The following is an 18363-nucleotide window of genomic DNA, read 5'->3' as shown; positions in this document are numbered from 1 at the left end:
GTTACTATTAATGCATATGCATATGGAGCAGTAAAATGAGCAAGTTTCTTGACAGGTTTAACTATTTAAAGACATTAGGTGAAAAGTTTTCTGGTGAACACGGCCAAACGTACAATACGAACAGAGATTGGGAAGATGGTTACAGAGACCGCTGGCAACATGACAAAATTGTACGCTCAACACATGGCGTGAACTGTACTGGTTCATGTAGTTGGAAAATCTATGTAAAAAACGGCTTGGTTACATGGGAAACGCAGCAAACTGATTACCCTAGGACAAGGCCAGATCTCCCAAACCATGAGCCTCGCGGCTGCCCAAGAGGGGCAAGCTACTCGTGGTATCTGTACAGCGCCAATCGACTGAAGTACCCAATGGTCAGGAAAGCGTTGATTGAGCTTTGGCGAGACGCAAAAAGTAAGCACAAAGACCCTGTTCTAGCATGGGGTGCGATTGCTTCCGATCAGAATGTATCCAAAAAGTATAAGGCTGCCCGAGGTAGAGGCGGTTTTGTTCGTAGCACCTGGAATGAAGTTAATGAGATCATTGGAGCGGCAAACGTTTACACCGTAAAAGAGCACGGCCCAGATCGCGTTGTTGGCTTCTCACCAATTCCAGCGATGTCTATGGTTTCCTATGCCGCAGGTGCAAGATATTTATCGCTCATCGGTGGCTCTTGCCTTAGCTTCTATGACTGGTATTGTGATCTTCCTCCCGCATCACCGATGACTTGGGGAGAGCAAACAGACGTACCAGAGTCAGCAGATTGGTACAACTCCTCATACATCATAGCCTGGGGCTCAAATATTCCTCAGACTCGTACTCCTGATGCTCACTTCTTTACTGAAGTTAGATACAAAGGCACCAAAACTGTCGCCATAACTCCAGATTATGCTGAAGTAGCTAAGCTTTGTGATCACTGGCTTAACCCCAAACAAGGTACAGACAGCGCGTTAGCATTGGCTATGGGCCATGTCATTTTGAACGAGTTCCACGTTCAACATAAAAATGAATATTTTGTTAGTTACGCAAGGAAATATACCGATTTTCCGATGTTGGTCAGATTGACCAAACGACCAGATGGTAGCTATGAAGCAGGACGCTTCCTGAGAGCATCAGATTTGGTCAATAACATAGGTGAACAGAACAACCCTGAATGGAAGACCATAGCGATTGATGAGGTTTCTGGTGATCTGGTCGCGCCACAAGGGTCGATTGGCTATAGATGGGGAGAGGATGGAAAGTGGAATCTTGAAGAGACCGCTGGGCAGTCCAAGACACCAGTCACTTTGTCTGTTGGAATAAAGGAACCTCAACATTTAGTTGAGGTGGCTTTCCCATATTTTGGTGGATTGGAAAGTGAGCATTTCACACCTGTTGAATTAGAAGAAGTTATCAGAAGAAAAATTCCAGCTAAATCCATCGTGTTGGCAGATGGAAGCCAAGAATTTGTGACCACCGTCTACGATCTCACCGTGGCTAACTATGGTGTAGAAAGAGGGTTTGATGACCCTAGCAGCGCACATACCTATAAGGAAGTGAAGGCATATTCACCCGCTTGGGCAGAAAAAATAACGGGTGTACCACAAGATGAGATTATCCGCATCGCTCGTGAGTTTGCTGACAATGCAGCCAAAACACATGGGCGCTCAATGATCATCGTTGGTGCAGGCATGAACCACTGGTATCACATGGATATGAATTACCGTGGTTTGATTAACATGCTGGTATTCTGTGGTTGCGTAGGACAGAGCGGTGGTGGATGGGCTCACTACGTAGGGCAAGAGAAGCTTCGTCCCCAGACGGGCTGGCAACCGTTGGCATTTGGCCTAGATTGGCAAAAGCCTCCACGCCACATGAATGGGACGTCTTTCTTCTATAACCACTCTAGTCAATGGCGATATGAGAAGTTAGATGCCCAAGAATTGCTTTCACCTTTAGCTGATGCAAGTAAATATAGTAAGCATCTCATTGATATGAACGTGAAAGCAGAGCGGCTGGGTTGGCTTCCTTCAAGCCCTCAGCTGAATACTAATCCACTGAGTATTGCTGAACAGGCAAAAGCGCTTGGGGTAAGCCCTGTAGAGTTCACGGTTAACTCGCTGAAGGACGGCAGTATTCGTTTTGCTGCTGAGTGTCCCGAAGATCATTATCCACGCAATATGTTTATTTGGAGATCAAATCTTCTTGGGTCTTCAGGTAAAGGTCATGAATACATGCTCAAGTACCTGTTGGGCACAGAACATGGCATTCAAGGAAAAGATCTCGGCTCATTCAGTGATAGCAAACCATCTGAAGTTGATTGGAAAGATACCCCAACCCAAGGCAAGCTTGATCTCGTTGTGACTCTAGATTTTCGGATGTCGAGTACCTGTCTGTTTTCAGACATCGTGTTGCCTACTGCAACCTGGTATGAAAAAGATGATATGAATACCTCGGATATGCATCCATTCATCCATCCATTGTCAGCAGCTGTAGATCCAGCCTGGGAAGCAAAATCCGACTGGGAAATTTATAAGGCAATTGCAAAAGCGTTTTCTGAGCTCTGTAAAGGACATCTTGGCGTTGAAACCGATGTGGTTACATTGCCAATGCAGCATGACTCTCCAGCAGAAATAGCCCAAGCGTTTGAAGTAAAAGACTGGAAATTGGGTGAATGTGATCTCATTCCAGGAAAAACTGCACCACATATAATGACCGTTGAGCGCGATTATCCTAACACCTACGCAAGATTTACATCGTTAGGTCCACTCCTTGATAAGCAAGGAAATGGTGGCAAGGGTATTAATTGGAACACAGAAACCGAAGTAGACCTTCTTAAAAAACTTAACTACACACACCATGATGGCGCGAATGCTGGGCGGCCAAAGATTGACACTGCAATTGATGCGGCTGAAGTAATTCTTACTTTAGCCCCAGAGACTAATGGTCATGTGGCTGTTAAGGCTTGGAATGCATTAAGTAAGCTGACTGGCCGAGAACATGCACATCTTGCTATCAACAAGGAAGAGGAAAAAATTCGTTTCCGTGACATTCAGGCTCAGCCGAGAAAAATCATATCTAGCCCAACATGGTCTGGTTTGGAAGACGAGCATGTCTCGTATAACGCAGGTTATACAAACGTTCATGAGCTAATTCCATGGCGAACCATTACTGGTCGTCAACAGCTGTATCAGGATCACCAATGGATGCGTGATTTTGGCGAAAGTCTCATTTCATATCGACCACCAATCAATACCCAGACTATTAAAAATATTATGGGTAAGAAGGGTAACGGTAACAAAGAGAAAGCTCTGAACTGGATCACTCCGCACCAGAAATGGGGTATCCACTCAACATACAGCGAAAACTTGTTGATGCTTACACTGTCTCGGGGTGGGCCAATTGTTTGGATAAGTGAAGATGATGCTAAAGATCTAAAAATTGAGGATAACGACTGGATAGAGGCATTTAATATCAATGGTTCATTAACTGCTCGTGCAGTGGTGAGTCAGCGCGTCCCTGCTGGAATGGTAATGATGTATCACGCTCAAGAGCGCCTGGTGAATATTCCAGGCTCCGAAATAACAGGACAACGTGGTGGGATTCATAACTCCGTTACTCGTGTCTGCCCTAAACCAACTCATATGATTGGCGGATATGCACATCAGGCTTATGGGTTCAACTATTATGGCACAGTGGGCTCTAACCGTGATGAGTTTGTTGTCGTCCGCCGCATGAATCAGGTTAAATGGCTTGATGACGAAAATAATGACTATACACAGGCTGACAATATGTACAGTAACAAGGCAGGGGAGAAGTAAAAATGAAAATTCGTGCGCAAATTGGAATGGTGCTAAACCTCGATAAATGCATCGGATGTCATACTTGCTCTGTTACTTGTAAGAACGTATGGACAAGTCGCGAGGGAATGGAATACGCCTGGTTTAATAACGTAGAAAGCAAGCCAGGCGTGGGCTATCCAAACGATTGGGAAAACCAGGATAAATGGAAGGGTGGCTGGGTTCGAAATATCAATGGAAAAATCGTTCCAAGAATGGGTAACCGGATTGGCGTTTTAGCCAAGATTTTTAACAACCCTGACATGCCGACTATTGATGACTATTATGAGCCTTTCACCTTTGACTATGAGCATTTACATAATGCTAAACAAGGTGCGCATCAGCCAATAGCACGTCCACGTTCACTGATCACTGGTCAACGTATGGACAAGATCAACAATGGCCCAAACTGGGAAGAAATCTTGGGCGGGGAATTCACTAAGCGTTCACAAGACTACAATTTCAACCACATCCAAAAGGAGATGTATGGACAGTTTGAAAATACGTTCATGATGTATCTCCCTCGGCTTTGTGAGCATTGCTTGAATCCTGCATGTGTGGCTACTTGCCCTAGTGGGGCAATATATAAACGTGAAGAAGATGGCATTGTCCTTATTGACCAAGACAAATGTCGTGGTTGGCGTATGTGTCTTACTGGTTGCCCCTACAAGAAGATTTACTTTAACTGGAAAAGTGGTAAATCTGAAAAATGTATCTTCTGCTACCCCAGAATTGAGTCTGGTCAACCAACCGTCTGCTCTGAAACATGTGTAGGACGAATTAGATATCTGGGAGTAATCCTTTATGATGCAGATCGTATTGAGCAAGCAGCATCAACTGAAAATGACAAGGATTTATACAACAAGCAGTTGGAGATTTTCTTAAATCCACATGATCCTGCTATCATTGAAGAAGCCTTAAAGCAAGGCATCACTCAAAATGTTCTAGATGCTGCTCAGAAGTCACCTGTGTACAAGATGGCGATGGAATGGAAGCTTGCACTCCCATTACACCCAGAGTATCGCACGTTACCGATGGTATGGTATGTACCACCTCTTTCCCCTATCCAATCAGCCAAAGATGCAGGCTATTTAGGTGATGATGGTGTTCTACCAGATATTTCTAGCTTGCGAATTCCTTTACAGTATTTGGCGAATCTGTTGACCGCTGGCGATATAGCACCTGTTAAGAGTGCACTGAATCGTATGTTGGCAATGCGTCATTATAAGCGAGCTGAAACTGTAGATAAAAAGGTGGATACCAGCGCATTAGAGCAGGTTGGTTTAACTGAACACCAAGCGCAGGAAATGTATCGTTATTTGGCTATAGCTAACTATGAAGACCGCTTTGTAGTTCCTTCCAGTCATCGCGAGCTAGCACGAGAAGCATTTCCTGAAGCTAAAGGGTGTGGCTTTAGCTTTGGTGATGGTTGTAAAGGTAGCGACACTAAGTACAACCTGTTTAATAGCCAGAGAATTAATGCCATTAATGTATCTACAAATCCAAGTGAGGATAAAAAATGAAATCTTTAAAGATCATATCAATCCTCTTGGACTACCCAGATATTGATCTGTGGGAAAACAAGGATGAAATCTTTGATTGCATAGCTGAATGTAATGAGCTGACATCGGCACAAAAATCATCAATATGTGATTTTGTAACATATGCGTTTGATCGTTCTCTACTTTCATTCCAAGAAATATATTGTGATATCTTCGACCGTGGCCGTTCCACCTCTCTGCTTCTTTTTGAGCATGTTCATGGTGAGTCGCGTGATCGCGGACAAGCAATGGTAGACCTGCTTAAGCAATATGAAGATGCAGGATTTTCTCTTAACAAAAGAGAATTACCGGATTTTCTTCCTGTTTACTTGGAATACCTTTCAACAAGAAATAACGCTGAAATTATAGAGGGGTTGTGTTTTATCACTCCGATCTTGGGGTTGCTTAAAGAGAGGCTACTCAAAAGAGAAAGCAAATATCATGTTCTATTTGGGGTTCTAATTGATCTATCCATGACAGAGTACGATAGCGCTCTTATAAGCACACAAGTTATGAAAGAGGCTGATGATGCAACACCCGCTGCGTTAGATGCTGTTTGGGAGGAAGAGCAGGTGAAGTTTTTAGGAGGAGAATCATGTCCCAGTTCAATTCAATCGATTCATAGCAACCGATTTAAGAATGCAGTCGTACCACAGTACCTTGAAATTGGTGAGGCAAACAAATGAACTATATTCATAGCTTCTTCTTTGATATATACCCATATATTGCAGTTACCATTTTTCTACTTGGTAGTTGGGTTCGTTACGATTATGGGCAGTACACTTGGCGAGCAGGATCAAGCCAGTTACTTGATAACTCGAATATGAGGCTGGCATCTGGACTGTTCCACATTGGCATTCTTGGTATCATCTTCGGCCACTTTTTTGGCTTGCTGACACCTCACTGGGTATATGAGTCATTCTTATCATTGCAATCAAAACAACTCATAGCGATGTGTGCTGGCGGTATCTTTGGTGCAATGACGTTGTACGGTGGTTATCTGCTCTTAAAGCGGCGTCTGACAAACGTAAGGATCAGAGCAACATCATCGACTGCGGATATTTTGATTTTAGTGCTATTAGTTTCCCAGGCAGCGCTTGGTCTTCTGACAATTCCATTTTCTGCTTTCCATCTTGATGGAAGTGTCATGATGAAGCTCGTAAGTTGGGCACAAGATGTTGTAACGTTCCAAACAGGGGCATCTAAAAATTTAGAAGGGGTATCGTTTATCTACAAAATTCATATGATTTTAGGTATGACTTTGTTTGTTGTCTTTCCATTCTGTCGATTGGTACACGTTTGGAGTGTACCGCTCGAATATTTAACTAGACGCATCCAGATCGTAAGGTCTCGTCGGTAACATGATTAGGGTAGTAGTCGCAGTGTAAACTGCGACTACTATTTATCAGGTGTAGTATGGTATATCACGTATCAAATAAGCAGTTTGTGACTAAGTTAGTCGAACCTTTCTTTGTTGCAATTTTCTGGCCAACTCTGCTGTTGTTGGTATCCGAAGTGACCGGTTTGCCAATAACTGAAGAGTTATATCGCAATACTATTTTATTTTCATTGCTAATATTCATTATTACTGCATTTATAGATATAAGATACATTTGTATAGCAAGGAAAGTAAAACTGGAATTGAACTTCAGCGGCATTGAGTTTCATTGCCATAAAAAACATCTATTTTTCTCATGGCACCAAATAACTTTAATTAAGTTGGTTGAAAGCAAGCCTGGCTCTAGAGTACTAAATATACTTCCTGATAATGAAACTATTGACTTAATTCTTTTTGAAGACCACGATAAGATTTGTTCACAAGTTATATTTTATTGTAAGCAGTTTAATGTCGAGTATAGTTAGAGTCTTTGTATGATTAAGTATGAGCAATTAGCTTGCTCATACTTTTCATGGTTGTCTTTCACTTATCAGGAACATGATATTCGTTCAGTGCTGTAATTCGTGCTACTTGGAATGTATTTTGTAGCGATTGTAATTCTGCCTTATGTTGTTGTGCCAATTGTTGTAAATAGTCTCTTCCTTTATTTGTCAAATGTACATCAACTCTGCGCTTGTCATTTTCACTTTTACGTCGTTCCACGAGATCTAGTTCCTCACATCGCGTTAGTAAAGCCACTGTAGCGTGATGACTCATTTGCAGTCTCTCAGCTAGCTCACCCACGCTTGCCCAGTCACGCCCTGGGTATCCTTGTATATGTAGGAGGGATAAATACTGTAATGGAGTGAGTCCGAGCTCCTTGGCTGCGGTTTCACTGAAGTGAAGGAAACGCTTTAACTGATAGCGAAACTCAGAAAGTGCCTCAAATTGAGCTTTTGTTAGCATAGCTTACTCGGTTGTTGACTTCTCAGGTGAAATACAATAGGTTCAATTATATCACATTGTGATATATTATTTTGTAGTGTTTTTGTTACAAAGGAGATGGCAATGCATAAGCAAATTCACCCAAAATCACTTTATTGGGGAAATACTGTAATTCTACTTAGTACCATCGATAATACTGATACAACTAACATTACGCCAATATCATCAAGTTGGTCTCTTTCGAACAATATTGTCATCGGCCTTAGTCTAAATTCAAAGGCTATCGAAAATATTGAGACATGTCCAGAAGTCGTATTGAATATTGCATCAGACAACCTTGCGGATAGAATTGAATCTATTGCCAAATTTACCGGAAAGGATCCTGTTCCATCTGAAAAGATAGGTTTCAATTATTGTGGTGATAAATTTAGTCTTGGTAGATTTACAGAGTTGGCGTCTTGTACTGTTAAACCATCTCGTATCCAGGAATGTTTAATTCAGGTCGAGTGTTTAGTTGAACATATAACAAAACGCAATAATTTTGCTATCGTTGAATTGCGAGCCACTCATGTGCATGCAGATGCATCTTTACTTAAAAAATATGACGTTATTGACGCGGATTTGTGGAGCCCTCTAATTTATAGTTTCAGGAGTTACCACGGAATTACCAACACTATTGGTAGAAACTTTAAATTTGATAATTGATTTCGCTGATGCCCTATTTATTAAGGGCATCTTTATAGGACTATGATATTTAAAGGATGATTTATGAGTGAATGTTTACGTTCTTTACCATTGGTTTATTCATGCTCTGGTTGTTCAAGTGCAGCGCAGATGGCAAACTATATGGCTATTCAGCTAGATAAACGAGGCGACGCAGAAATGTCCTGCATTGCTGGTGTTGGTGGAAATGTAAAGCATCTAGTCCGAATAGCTAAGTCGGGTAGATCTATCATTGCTATCGATGGATGCCCTCTACAGTGTGTAAAAAGTTGCTTATCAATTCACAATATCATCCCTGAACATCATATTTTACTTAATGAGTACGGTGTAAAAAAAATTCAGAAAACAGATTTTGATTATGATGAAGCTGATAGGCTTACTCTGGATATTTCAAATTCATTAATATAAGATGGTGACCTGATATTACAAAGTGTTGCCGCTTATTTTGGTGTGTTTTCATTCATTTTGAATAAATTTTTATTCAATCAATCTCTCCCATACAAATTAAGGTTTCCACCATAGCGTTCTACTATATAAACTAACATCATCATGTCGTCAAACGCGGTAAGGAGATGTTGATGCAAAGCCCTGTAGTGCCAGATAACGAGAAGCAGCGGTTAGATGCGCTACGCCGTCTTGCTGTACTTGATAGCCCAGCAGAAGAGCGTTTTGACCGCATAACCAGGATGGCTCGTAATATGTTTGATGTACCCATTGCGCTGGTTTCGTTAGTTGATGAAAACAGACAGTGGTTCAAATCGTGCTGTGGATTGCCTGTCCTGGAAACACCACGAGAGATTTCATTTTGTGGTCACGCGATCCTCGGCGAGGAGCTATTCGTAGTCGAAGATGCAACTCAAGACCCCAGATTCTTTGACAACCCCTTAGTCACTGGGGAGCCTCACATCCGATTTTATGCGGGCCATCCATTGGAAGTGGGAGATGGCCTGAAACTGGGCACCCTCTGTATTATAGACAGAAAGCCCAGGTCATTGAGTGATAAAGACCAAGCCATGCTAGCAGATTTGGCATCAATGGTCGAAAGTGAGCTAAGAGCCGTCCAGATGGCCACAATCGATGAATTGACGGGGATTACCAACCGCCGTGGATTCATGCTCCTTGCCGACAAAAGTTTGAAATATGCATTTCGCGTAAAAAATCCAGTCACGCTGTTATTTTTAGATCTTAATCACTTCAAAGTGATCAATGATACATATGGGCATAATGTCGGTGATGATGCTTTATGCCAGATGGCTGAATTACTGTGTCGCGTATTTAGAGATGCCGATATTTCGGCTCGTTTAGGTGGCGATGAGTTTGTTGTTCTTTTACCTGGCACGGGTCATGAACATAGCTCACGGATAAAAGAGAGATTTTATAATGCACTAGAGAATTTTAACCACACCAGCGGCAAGCCTTATCAACTCTCTTGCTCACTAGGTATCGTTGTATACGATGCTCTCACCCCTCCTAATTTAGACAGTCTACTGTGCTTGGCCGATGAAGAAATGTATTCATGCAAGCTAAAAAAATAAACCGCTTAATTTTCAGGTGATAAGTACAAGGTGTAAATACTTCTTTATTTTTGTTCTGTATACAGTTCGACTGTGTGAGGAAAAATACCATCCTCCCTATTTTGAGTATGATGGACAGTAACCCAACCAGCAAATTCCTCTGCGGGCATTGGCTTGGCGACAACATAGCCCTGCACGGTATCGCAATGATTGGCCCTCAACCATGCAAGTTCTTCCTGGGTTTCGGCCCCCTCCGCGACAACTGACAATCCCAGTTCCTGACACAACAAAATGGTGGAGCGGACAATAGCTGTAACTGTTCACCCAGATGGCATTGACAGGAAAAAGTGAGACGATCATCCCTTGATCCACTGTTGCCCCTTGCCTGATCCCGCCAGCTTGGCACCATCACGTCATGAGCAAACCCATTACGCCACCACCCGGCCTGCCGCTGACCCTCGAGCAAGCCAACGAGCTGATTTACAAGCTGATGGCGCGCATCGCCGAGCTTGAAGACCGCCTCAACCAAAACAGCAATAACTCCTCCAAGCCCCCCTCCACTGATGGCTCGGGGACCCCGCCTGCGCGCAAGCGCCCCGCTTCCGGCAAGGCTCGTGGTGCCCAGCCTGGCCACAAGGGGCAGCGGCGTGAACGTCATCCTGAGGACGACCGACTGACGGCAATACCACACTATCCTGCCCGGCAGTGCGCCTGCTGTGGTGAGCAGGTGGTGTCCCATGACAAGCCCTACCGGGTTCATCAGGTGTTTGACCTGCCCGAGGTCAGCTATGTGGTGACAGAGCATCAGCTGTATCGGGGCACCTGCCGTGGGTGCGTCACCACCAGTGAAGCAGCCCTGCCCGATACGGTGAGCCACAGCCAGATGGGGGCTAATCTGCTGAGCTATATCGCTTTGCAGAGTGGTCAGTTCCACCAGAGCATCAGCAAGATACAGCAGCAGCTCAAGCAGCACTTCGGTTTGAGCTTTAGCCGAGGCGCCATCAGTGAAGCGCAAGGCCGGGTCAGCGCCATGCTCACCCCGACCCACCAAGCCATCAAACAGCAAGTGCAGTCTGCCGCCATCATCCATGCCGATGAAACCCGGCACCAGCGGGGCGGTGAGCGACGCTGGATGTGGCTGGCCCTGAGCAAGGTCGCGGTCTGCTTCATGACGGCGTTTGGCCGCGGTCAGGAGGCAGCGAAGCGGTTGCTGGGCAGTGAGCTTGATGGGGTGCTGGTGACCGACCAGTATGCGGGATACCGCTTCATCGACAGCGCCCAGCGCCAACTGTGCTGGGCGCATGTGCTGCGCAACGTGGCGGCGATTGCCGAGAGTAGCGACGCCGTCAACCAGCCTATCGGAGCCCGGCTGGTACTGCTGGCTGACACGGTGTTCAGAACCCGGCATGGCTATGAACAAGGCTGCTTAAGCCGGGAGCAGTACCAGCGAAGGTTGCAGCGATGTCGGCAAAGCTGGCGAAGGCAGCTGGAGCGGGGCAGTGTACTGTGTTCCAAGCGCTACCGTGGGCGCTGCCAGTTACTGCTCAAGGACGATGAGATGCTATGGCGTTTTATGGAAAACGACGAGATAGCGCTGACCAACAATGAAGCGGAGCGGGCGCTGCGTGGCTATGTGCTGTGGCGCAAGGGAAGCTATGGCGTCTGGTCGCATCGAGGCGAGCAGTTCAGGCAGCGTATCCTATCGTTGGTGGAGACGGCCAAGCGATTGGGCCGCTGCCCGCAGGAGTGGCTGAGGGCAGTTGTCAGGTCCTGCATCGAGAAAACCGACTACCCGTTCCCGGAGGAGTTGGTGCTGTCAACACCGTCCCGGTGAACGGTTACCAATAGCTGCATTTCTAAAATGCTGGTCAACACCGCTCACGAAAATGCGGTCAATCTTCAATTCATGCACAGGTAAATTCTTCACATAAGCGAGAGAGGCTTGCCCTGAACCATAATCGTCAATGGATAGCTTCACCCCCAGGCTGGCAAGCTCTTTCAAATGCTGTAACGCAATATCAGGATCATCCATGAGTGCGCTCTCAGTGACTTCCAGACAAAGCAGCTGAGCAGGTAAGGTATTCTCTTGCAGTGACTTTATGACCTTTGGTACTAGGTCTGGGGATGTCAAGTCGAGCGTAGACAAGTTGACTGACGTGACGATATCGTGTCCCTCTCGGTGCCAGGAAGCCGCTTGACATATCACATGCGCTAATAACCATGGCGTGATCTCACGGATAAATCCCGTTTGCTCGGCAAACGGAATAAAGCGTCCAGGTGGCACCAACCCTTTGGTTGGGTGTTGCCATCTCAATAATGCTTCTGCTCCCTTGACGAGGCCACTCGCAAGCTCCAACTTGGGTTGAAAGAAGGCGACAAACTCCTCGTTGATCAAGGCATCTCGCATTTCACCAATCAAGGCTAATTGCTCATGGGGGGATTCATCTGCAATCTTGCACGCAAAGGCGAAACCGTCACGGCGGCGTTTGGCATGACGCATTGCCATACCTGCTCGCCTCATTAGCAAGCTGCTGTTATTACCATCTTCTGGAAATATCGCGATCCCCAGACTGCCCTCAACGTCAAGGCGTTGACCATCCAGTTCAATAGGCTTACGGAGTTGCCCCAGTAACTCTTGCATATTCCGGCCGATCATGAACACCAATTCCGATTCAACGTGAACACCATTTCCGGACCAATGTGAACCATTCCGGCTCAACCTGAACACTTTGCTCCTCCTTTCCGGAAACAGTGTTCAACATCCCGGAATCACTGTTCACATTCACCGGAATCATCCTTAACGCATTGATTTAAAAACCTTTGATACGCTCTCCCTTTTGCCAGGGAAGAGCCTATGTCTGCCAAGAGGATTGCAATGCGTAAAATTCGTGAAGTACTGCGACTGCGGCTGGAAGCTGACCTCTCTGTTCGCCAAATCAGTATCTGTACCAAGGTCAGTGTCGGCTCCATCCAGAAACTCCTCAAAAGTGCCCAGGCGCTCGGCCTTACCTGGCCCTTACCTACCGATCTTGATGATGGCCGACTGGCTGCCCTGTTCTATCCGCAGGCCGATACCACCATCTCGGCCCGCCATGTTGTGCCGGATTGGCCCTCTGTCCATCAGGAGCTCAAGCGCAAGGGGGTCTCCAAACAGCTGCTCTGGGAGGAGTACACCCAGCGCTATCCCAATAGCTGTTACAGCTACTCCCAGTTCTGTGACCGTTACAAGTCCTGGTGTCAGTTGCAAAAGCGCTCCATGCGCCAGATCCACAAGGCGGGGGAAAAGCTCTTTATCGACTACTGCGGGCCCACGGTGCCCATCGTGTCGCCGACTACGGGTGAGGTCCGTCAGGCACAAGTCTTTGTCGCCGTGCTCGGTGCGTCCAACTACACCTTTGCCGAGGCCACCTGGTCACAGTCACTGCCGGACTGGCTGCAAAGCCATGTCCGTGCCTTTGAGTTTTTCGGCGGGACACCGGCACTGCTGATCCCCGACAACCTCAAGAGCGGTGTCAGCAAGGCTTGCCGATACGATCCCGAGCTCAACCCCAGCTACCAGCAGTTGGCCGAGCACTATCAGGTGGCGGTGATGCCAGCTCGTCCTTACAAGCCCAAGGACAAGGCCAAGGCGGAGGTGGGTGTGCAGATCGTCGAGCGCTGGATCCTGGCCCGTCTACGCCATCAGACCTTCTTCTCGCTTGCCGATCTCAACCAGTGCATCCGTGCCTTGCTGAACGAACTCAACGAGCGTCCGTTCAAGCAACTGCCCGGTAACCGACGTGACGCATTTGAGCAGTTGGACCGCCCGGCACTGGGACCACTGCCGGTGCATCCCTATCGCTATGTCGCCATCAAAACGGTCAAGGTCAACATCGACTATCACGTCAGCTATGAGCAGCACCACTACTCGGTGCCACACCAGTATGTGGGCCAGCAACTGGAGCTCCATGCTGGCGACACTTTGCTTCAGGTCTATCACCAGCAACAGCTGGTCGCGAGCCATCCGCGTAAAACCATCCCGGGGATGAGCACGATCCCGGAGCACATGCCGGAACGCCACAGCAAGCAGCAACGCTGGACGCCAGGCCGTCTCAAGCAGTGGGCTGCTGATATCGGACCGGGCACCTTGTGCTGGGTGAGCGAACGGCTGGAAGAGAAAGCCCATGTCGAGCAGGCATACCGACTCTGCCTGGGGCTACTGAGTCTTAGCCGGGAGTATCCGCCATCACGGGTCGAGGCCTGCTGTCAGTTGGCTAATCGGGAAGGACTGGTGCGACTCAAACAGCTCAAGTCGGTGCTGACCAGTGGCCGCGACCAACTGCCCGAAAGCCCGCTGAGCTACCCAGAGTTACCGCAAGAGCACGAGAACATCCGTGGCCCCCAGAGCTTCCACTAAAGAGGATACGCCCCATGACCCAACAAACCCTGACCCGCCTGAGAAACCTGAAACTGACCGGCATGGCGGATGCAGTGCAACAACAACTGGAACAGGCCAGTACCTACGAAGGGCTGCCCTTCATCGAGCGTCTAAGCCTGCTGGTCGAACACGAACAACTGAGCCGGGAGCAACGTAAACAAGCTCGGCTAGTCAAGCAGGCGCGGCTCAAACTCCAAGCCACGGTGCAAGAGGTGGACTACCAGTCTGCACGCAACCTAGAGCGGTCACAGGTGGCAAACTGTAGTGGTCTAATCATCCCGGACACCATTTTAGGTGGTACAGTCGCCACCATGACCTGAGGTGTTCAATGACAAGATTACGTCGCTCATTTACTGCCGAATTCAAACTCGAAGCTGCATCCCTGGTGCTCGACCAGGGATATTCTGTCCCTGAAGCCAGCCGTTCACTGGATGTCGGTGAAACCGTGCTCCGTCGCTGGGTTCAGCAACTGCAATCCGAACGAACTGGCACAACCCCAATCGGCAAAGCACTGACTCCGGAGCAGCAAAAAATTCAGGAGCTGGAAGCCCGTATCAACCGGCTCGAACGTGAAAAGGACATTCTAAAAAAGGCTACTGCTCTCTTGATGGCGGACGAGTTCACACGTACGCGCTGATAGACCGATTAAGGGAGCAAGCCCCCATCACCTTGGTCTGCTGCGCTTTCGATGTTCCCACCTCCTGTTTTTACGATTATCTGGCCCGTAGGCGGGCGATTAACCGTGAGCGCATGCAACAGCGCTCTGAGTTGCGCCGGTTGTTCAAAGCGAGCAGGGATTCGGCTGGCAGCCGCGCCTTGATGTCGATGATGCGGGAGTTGGGGTATCAGATTGGTCGATTCAAAGTACGTAACCTGATGAAGGAAGCCGGGCTGGTATCCAAACAGCCGGGCGCACACCGCTATAAGGTGGCACAGTCTGAACGACCGGACATTCCCAATCTGCTGGCCCGCGAATTTGATGTCCAGCAACCCAATCAGGTGTGGTGTGGCGATATCACCTACGTCTGGGCAGGTGGTCGTTGGCATTACCTGGCAGCGGTGCTTGACCTGCACACCCGGCGGGTCGTGGGCTGGGCGATGTCAGATAAACCAGATGCAGAGCTTGCCATCAAAGCACTTGAGATGGCGTATCAGCAACGAGGTTGTCCGTCAGGCGTGCTGTTTCACTCTGACCAGGGCAGCCAATATGGCAGCGGGGCATTTCGGCAACGACTGTGGCGCTATCGCATGACCCAGAGTATGAGTCGGCGTGGCAACTGCTGGGATAACGCCCCGATGGAACGGTTGTTCAGAAGCCTGAAGTCAGAGTGGCTCCCGGCTATGGGATATATGAACTTGCGAGAGGCGAAGCGGGATATCAGTTACTACCTGATGGATTACTACAACTGGCGGCGTCCACATCAACACAATGACGGGATACCGCCAGCAAAAGCCGAAGAACGGCCTAACCAAGTGTCCGGATTTAGTTGACCACTACACAGCTATGGTTATGGCAGCAATGATGCAGGCGAGACCCCTAGGGCCTTGGCGATCTGATAAACTTTTTCCAGGGTTACCCTAGTTTCCCCACGTTCGATTTTTCCCATATGACCACGGTCTATACCAGCAATTAGTGCTAGTTTTTCCTGTTGCATACCTCGTGCAGACCGCAGCTCTCGTACATTTTTACCGAATGCAGTTGCGAGCATCGCCAGCTCAAACTCGTCAGAATCCATTTTATCTCCTCACTAGAGGATCTATGGTCTACGTTATACGGCGTGCTGTACACGGCTGTGAGTACACGCATATAATGACACTGCATATAAGCATCATTTCGAGGTGGAAAATGTCCAATCAGCAGATCGTTCTGAGCCAGAATCAAAAAAGTGGCACAGTGACACTAACCTTTCAAGATGCGGATTTCCTAGCCGCAGTAGGAGATTCTTTGAGAGTGGAGTCATTCGTACATGTCACTATCAATCAATCCGTATATGATGAATTTGTTAAGAGCATTATGGTTTCGTTTGTTGCCGAATTTATGGATTTTAAGCAGCAATGGCCGATACCTCAGGAGCTAAGAAAGTGAACAAGTCTCTGACATGATGGAGGGCATTCGGGTCTTTCTCGCGGTTTGCTGTATTGGTGGACTTATTTGTAGCTCATCCTCGTAAAGTAATGCCAACGTAGCCTCAGCTTCTTTGGATTATAACCGGCGCCAATTAGCGTTTTTATCGCCTTATGAGTCTCCATAGAGACGGACGTCATTAAGCACCTCTTTAATATCGGTAAACCCAACATAACATCCTAGCCTAGGCGTTCAGTCAGGATCCCATGCTCGATGCGGCTGAGGAGGTCGAGCACAGCCTGAGCGAGTTCGGGCGTATCCTGATGGTTGAACGGACGAACACATCCTAGGTAACGGAATATATGATCCTGTGTTGAGCAACATGTCAGTACTACAGCTTGCAACTCCGGCACCGGTACAGTGATGGGAGCCCGCCAGCACAAGCCTTACTGACAGTATTAGCCATGGATTGGTCTTGTTGCTTTGGGTCAACCCAAGGAGACGAATCCTACTTTGGGGGCCTGTTTTGTGTTGGACATCGCTCAATCACTCTTAGGTGGCTCTTCTTTAAGGGCGCGGATTTTACCGGAATGGTTAACCAAAAACTATACAGCCAGCATGGCAGAACCGAACAATATCTCCGACCAGGCAAGATTGCGCCGCACCAACAGCCGGTGATGACGCGCCCTTGGTAGGGCTATTGCCTCTGCCATGCGGGTTGGTTGTGGGGATGCTGCTTTGTTGATTTTCCTCTCAATATTGATTTGGTGACAGAGAGGAGAACACCGGGAGTCACTATACTCCCAGTACGGGAACCCGTTGGAGAAGGCGATGGAAAGTTCATTTGGCGAAAAAATGCAGAGCGTACATGCCACGCTCAGGCAGCGCTTTGACAAGCTGAGTCGGGTGGCCATCGCGATTTACGATCCCCATACCGATCAGCTCAAGACCTTTGCCCATAGCACCGAGGGGCCCTCGTCGCTGGTGCAGTATGAGGTGAAGCTGAGCGATGTTCCCTCCCTGAGTTATCTGGCGGAGCACAAGCAGCCCCGGGTGCTCGGCAATCTCGATGCCCTGCGTGGCTCTGCGTCGGAGCACAGCCGCAAGGTACTGGAGGCGGGTTATGCCTCCAGCTATACCGAGCCGCTGCTGTTCAACAGCAAACTGTTTGGCTTTCTGTTTTGTGATGCCATGGAGCCGGGATACTTCGAGGAGCCGATCCGCAGCGAGCTGTCGGCCTATGCCCAGGCGCTCTCGGCCATCATTGCGGTGGAGTTTTTCTCCATCCAGACCCTTGGCGGCGCGCTGACCACGGCGCGGGAGTTCAGCCGCTATCGGGATGAGGAGACCGCCAACCATCTGCACCGGATGTCGGCCTACTCCCGGCTGATTGCCAAGACGCTGGCCCCGACTTGCGGGCTGAGCGATGAGGAGGTGGAGTTTATCTACCTCTTCTCCGAGCTGCACGATATCGGCAAGATTGCGGTGCCGGATGCCATTTTGCTCAAGCCGGGCAAGCTGACCCCGGAAGAGTTCGAGATCATGAAGATCCACCCCGGCAAGGGGCGTGAGATGATCAGCCTGATGATCAACGAGTTTGGTCTCGATGGCATTCATCACACCGATATGCTGACCAATATCATCGCCAGCCATCACGAACGCTTCGACGGAACCGGCTATCCGCTGGGGCTGGCGGGGGAGGCGATCCCGCTGGCGGCGCGCATCGTGACGGTGGCCGATGTGTTTGATGCCCTTACCAGCGAGCGCCCCTACAAGAAGGCATGGCCGTTCGAGACGGCGTTTGCCTATCTGGAGGAGCATGCCGGCAGCCAGTTTGATCCCGCCTGCGTTGCCGCAGCCCTGCACAACAAGGCCGAGTTTTATGCCATCTATCAGCAGTATCAGGATCCGGCCTGCTCTGCGAGTGTGGCGGCCAGCGGCGCCGAGCCGGGTTGAGCGCGT

17 protein-coding genes and 1 pseudogene are annotated in these 18363 nt (G+C 48.3%); 14 read left to right on the top strand and 4 right to left on the bottom strand.

Features of this window, described 5'->3' with window-relative positions:
• Nucleotides 1-35 precede the first annotated feature (35 nt).
• From ACTG19_RS05980 to ACTG19_RS05960, 5 genes are all read left to right on the top strand, one after another.
• On the top strand, nt 36-3800 hold the full coding sequence (locus ACTG19_RS05980) for a nitrate reductase subunit alpha (RefSeq protein WP_042024866.1): 3765 nt from the start codon (nt 36-38) through the stop codon (nt 3798-3800).
• Between the two features lie 2 nt (nt 3801-3802).
• Entirely contained in the window at nt 3803-5341 is a 1539-nt protein-coding gene (gene narH, locus ACTG19_RS05975) for a nitrate reductase subunit beta (protein ID WP_042084597.1), read from the top strand.
• Entirely contained in the window at nt 5338-6045 is a 708-nt protein-coding gene (gene narJ, locus ACTG19_RS05970; RefSeq protein WP_042024867.1) for a nitrate reductase molybdenum cofactor assembly chaperone, read from the top strand. The genes narH and narJ overlap by 4 nt, the downstream gene beginning before the upstream one ends.
• Nucleotides 6042-6719, top strand: a complete 678-nt coding sequence (narI, locus tag ACTG19_RS05965) for a respiratory nitrate reductase subunit gamma (RefSeq protein WP_042084594.1) — start codon at nt 6042-6044, stop codon at nt 6717-6719. The genes narJ and narI overlap by 4 nt, the downstream gene beginning before the upstream one ends.
• An 86-nt stretch (nt 6720-6805) precedes the next feature.
• On the top strand, nt 6806-7222 hold the full coding sequence (locus ACTG19_RS05960; RefSeq protein ID WP_155395964.1) for a hypothetical protein: 417 nt from the start codon (nt 6806-6808) through the stop codon (nt 7220-7222).
• 58 nt (nt 7223-7280) lie between these two features.
• Here ACTG19_RS05960 and ACTG19_RS05955 read toward each other — a convergent pair whose 3' ends face one another.
• Nucleotides 7281-7703 carry a MarR family winged helix-turn-helix transcriptional regulator gene (locus ACTG19_RS05955; protein ID WP_080768711.1) on the bottom strand — a complete coding sequence of 141 codons (423 nt, stop codon included), beginning with the start codon at nt 7701-7703 and terminating at the stop codon, nt 7281-7283.
• 102 nt (nt 7704-7805) lie between these two features.
• On the opposite strand from ACTG19_RS05955, the gene ACTG19_RS05950 reads away from it, so the two are divergent.
• The 3 genes from ACTG19_RS05950 (at nt 7806) to ACTG19_RS05940 (ending at nt 9940) form a co-directional block, all read left to right on the top strand.
• Entirely contained in the window at nt 7806-8387 is a 582-nt protein-coding gene (locus ACTG19_RS05950) for a flavin reductase family protein (protein ID WP_159143395.1), read from the top strand.
• A 63-nt stretch (nt 8388-8450) separates the two neighbouring features.
• A complete protein-coding gene (locus ACTG19_RS05945; protein WP_080768709.1) occupies nt 8451-8813 on the top strand; it encodes a putative zinc-binding protein in 363 nt (120 codons plus the stop codon).
• Between the two features lie 170 nt (nt 8814-8983).
• Nucleotides 8984-9940 carry a GGDEF domain-containing protein gene (locus tag ACTG19_RS05940; RefSeq protein ID WP_042024868.1) on the top strand — a complete coding sequence of 319 codons (957 nt, stop codon included), beginning with the start codon at nt 8984-8986 and terminating at the stop codon, nt 9938-9940.
• A 44-nt stretch (nt 9941-9984) separates the two neighbouring features.
• On the opposite strand, the gene ACTG19_RS05935 is transcribed toward ACTG19_RS05940, so the two are convergent.
• Nucleotides 9985-10227 carry an EAL domain-containing protein gene (locus ACTG19_RS05935; protein ID WP_439989594.1) on the bottom strand — a complete coding sequence of 81 codons (243 nt, stop codon included), beginning with the start codon at nt 10225-10227 and terminating at the stop codon, nt 9985-9987.
• Between the two features lie 107 nt (nt 10228-10334).
• Between ACTG19_RS05935 and ACTG19_RS05930 the strand changes: the two genes are divergently transcribed.
• Nucleotides 10335-11753 carry an IS66-like element ISAs21 family transposase gene (locus tag ACTG19_RS05930; RefSeq protein ID WP_004576012.1) on the top strand — a complete coding sequence of 473 codons (1419 nt, stop codon included), beginning with the start codon at nt 10335-10337 and terminating at the stop codon, nt 11751-11753.
• On the opposite strand, the gene ACTG19_RS05925 is transcribed toward ACTG19_RS05930, so the two are convergent.
• Nucleotides 11736-12647, bottom strand: a complete 912-nt coding sequence (locus ACTG19_RS05925; protein ID WP_439988878.1) for a putative bifunctional diguanylate cyclase/phosphodiesterase — start codon at nt 12645-12647, stop codon at nt 11736-11738. The two genes, ACTG19_RS05930 and ACTG19_RS05925, sit on opposite strands and share 18 nt — an antisense overlap.
• A 126-nt stretch (nt 12648-12773) precedes the next feature.
• Between ACTG19_RS05925 and istA the strand changes: the two genes are divergently transcribed.
• The 3 genes and pseudogenes from istA (at nt 12774) to ACTG19_RS05910 (ending at nt 15827) form a co-directional block, all read left to right on the top strand.
• Complete coding sequence (gene istA / locus ACTG19_RS05920; RefSeq protein WP_439988877.1) at nt 12774-14315, top strand: IS21-like element ISAs29 family transposase; 1542 nt, start codon at nt 12774-12776, stop codon at nt 14313-14315.
• A 14-nt stretch (nt 14316-14329) separates the two neighbouring features.
• A pseudogene (gene istB / locus ACTG19_RS05915) lies at nt 14330-14596 on the top strand (IS21-like element ISAs29 family helper ATPase IstB); the annotation flags it as partial.
• Between the two features lie 68 nt (nt 14597-14664).
• A protein-coding gene (locus ACTG19_RS05910) for an IS3 family transposase (protein WP_439988875.1) occupies nt 14665-15827 on the top strand; the annotation gives its coding sequence in 2 pieces (ribosomal slippage) (nt 14665-14920 and nt 14920-15827; 1164 coding nt in all).
• Nucleotides 15828-15844: 17 nt separating this feature from the next.
• On the opposite strand, the gene ACTG19_RS05905 is transcribed toward ACTG19_RS05910, so the two are convergent.
• Nucleotides 15845-16072 (bottom strand): helix-turn-helix domain-containing protein, encoded by a 228-nt coding sequence (locus ACTG19_RS05905; RefSeq protein WP_080768707.1) that lies wholly within the window; start codon nt 16070-16072, stop codon nt 15845-15847.
• 110 nt (nt 16073-16182) lie between these two features.
• On the opposite strand from ACTG19_RS05905, the gene ACTG19_RS05900 reads away from it, so the two are divergent.
• Together ACTG19_RS05900 and ACTG19_RS05895 are read left to right on the top strand one after the other, a co-directional pair.
• Nucleotides 16183-16422, top strand: coding sequence for a hypothetical protein (locus ACTG19_RS05900; RefSeq protein ID WP_042024897.1), 240 nt, complete (start codon nt 16183-16185; stop codon nt 16420-16422).
• A gap of 810 nt (nt 16423-17232) precedes the next feature.
• Complete coding sequence (locus ACTG19_RS05895) at nt 17233-18357, top strand: HD-GYP domain-containing protein (RefSeq protein ID WP_439988874.1); 1125 nt, start codon at nt 17233-17235, stop codon at nt 18355-18357.
• Nucleotides 18358-18363 lie beyond the last annotated feature (6 nt).

The sequence above is a fragment of the Aeromonas sp. 3P genome (assembly GCF_051919745.1).
Taxonomy (GTDB): domain Bacteria; phylum Pseudomonadota; class Gammaproteobacteria; order Enterobacterales; family Aeromonadaceae; genus Aeromonas; species Aeromonas veronii.
Note: the sequence above shows the minus strand (reverse complement) of the source record. Positions and strands in the feature narration are given on the sequence as shown.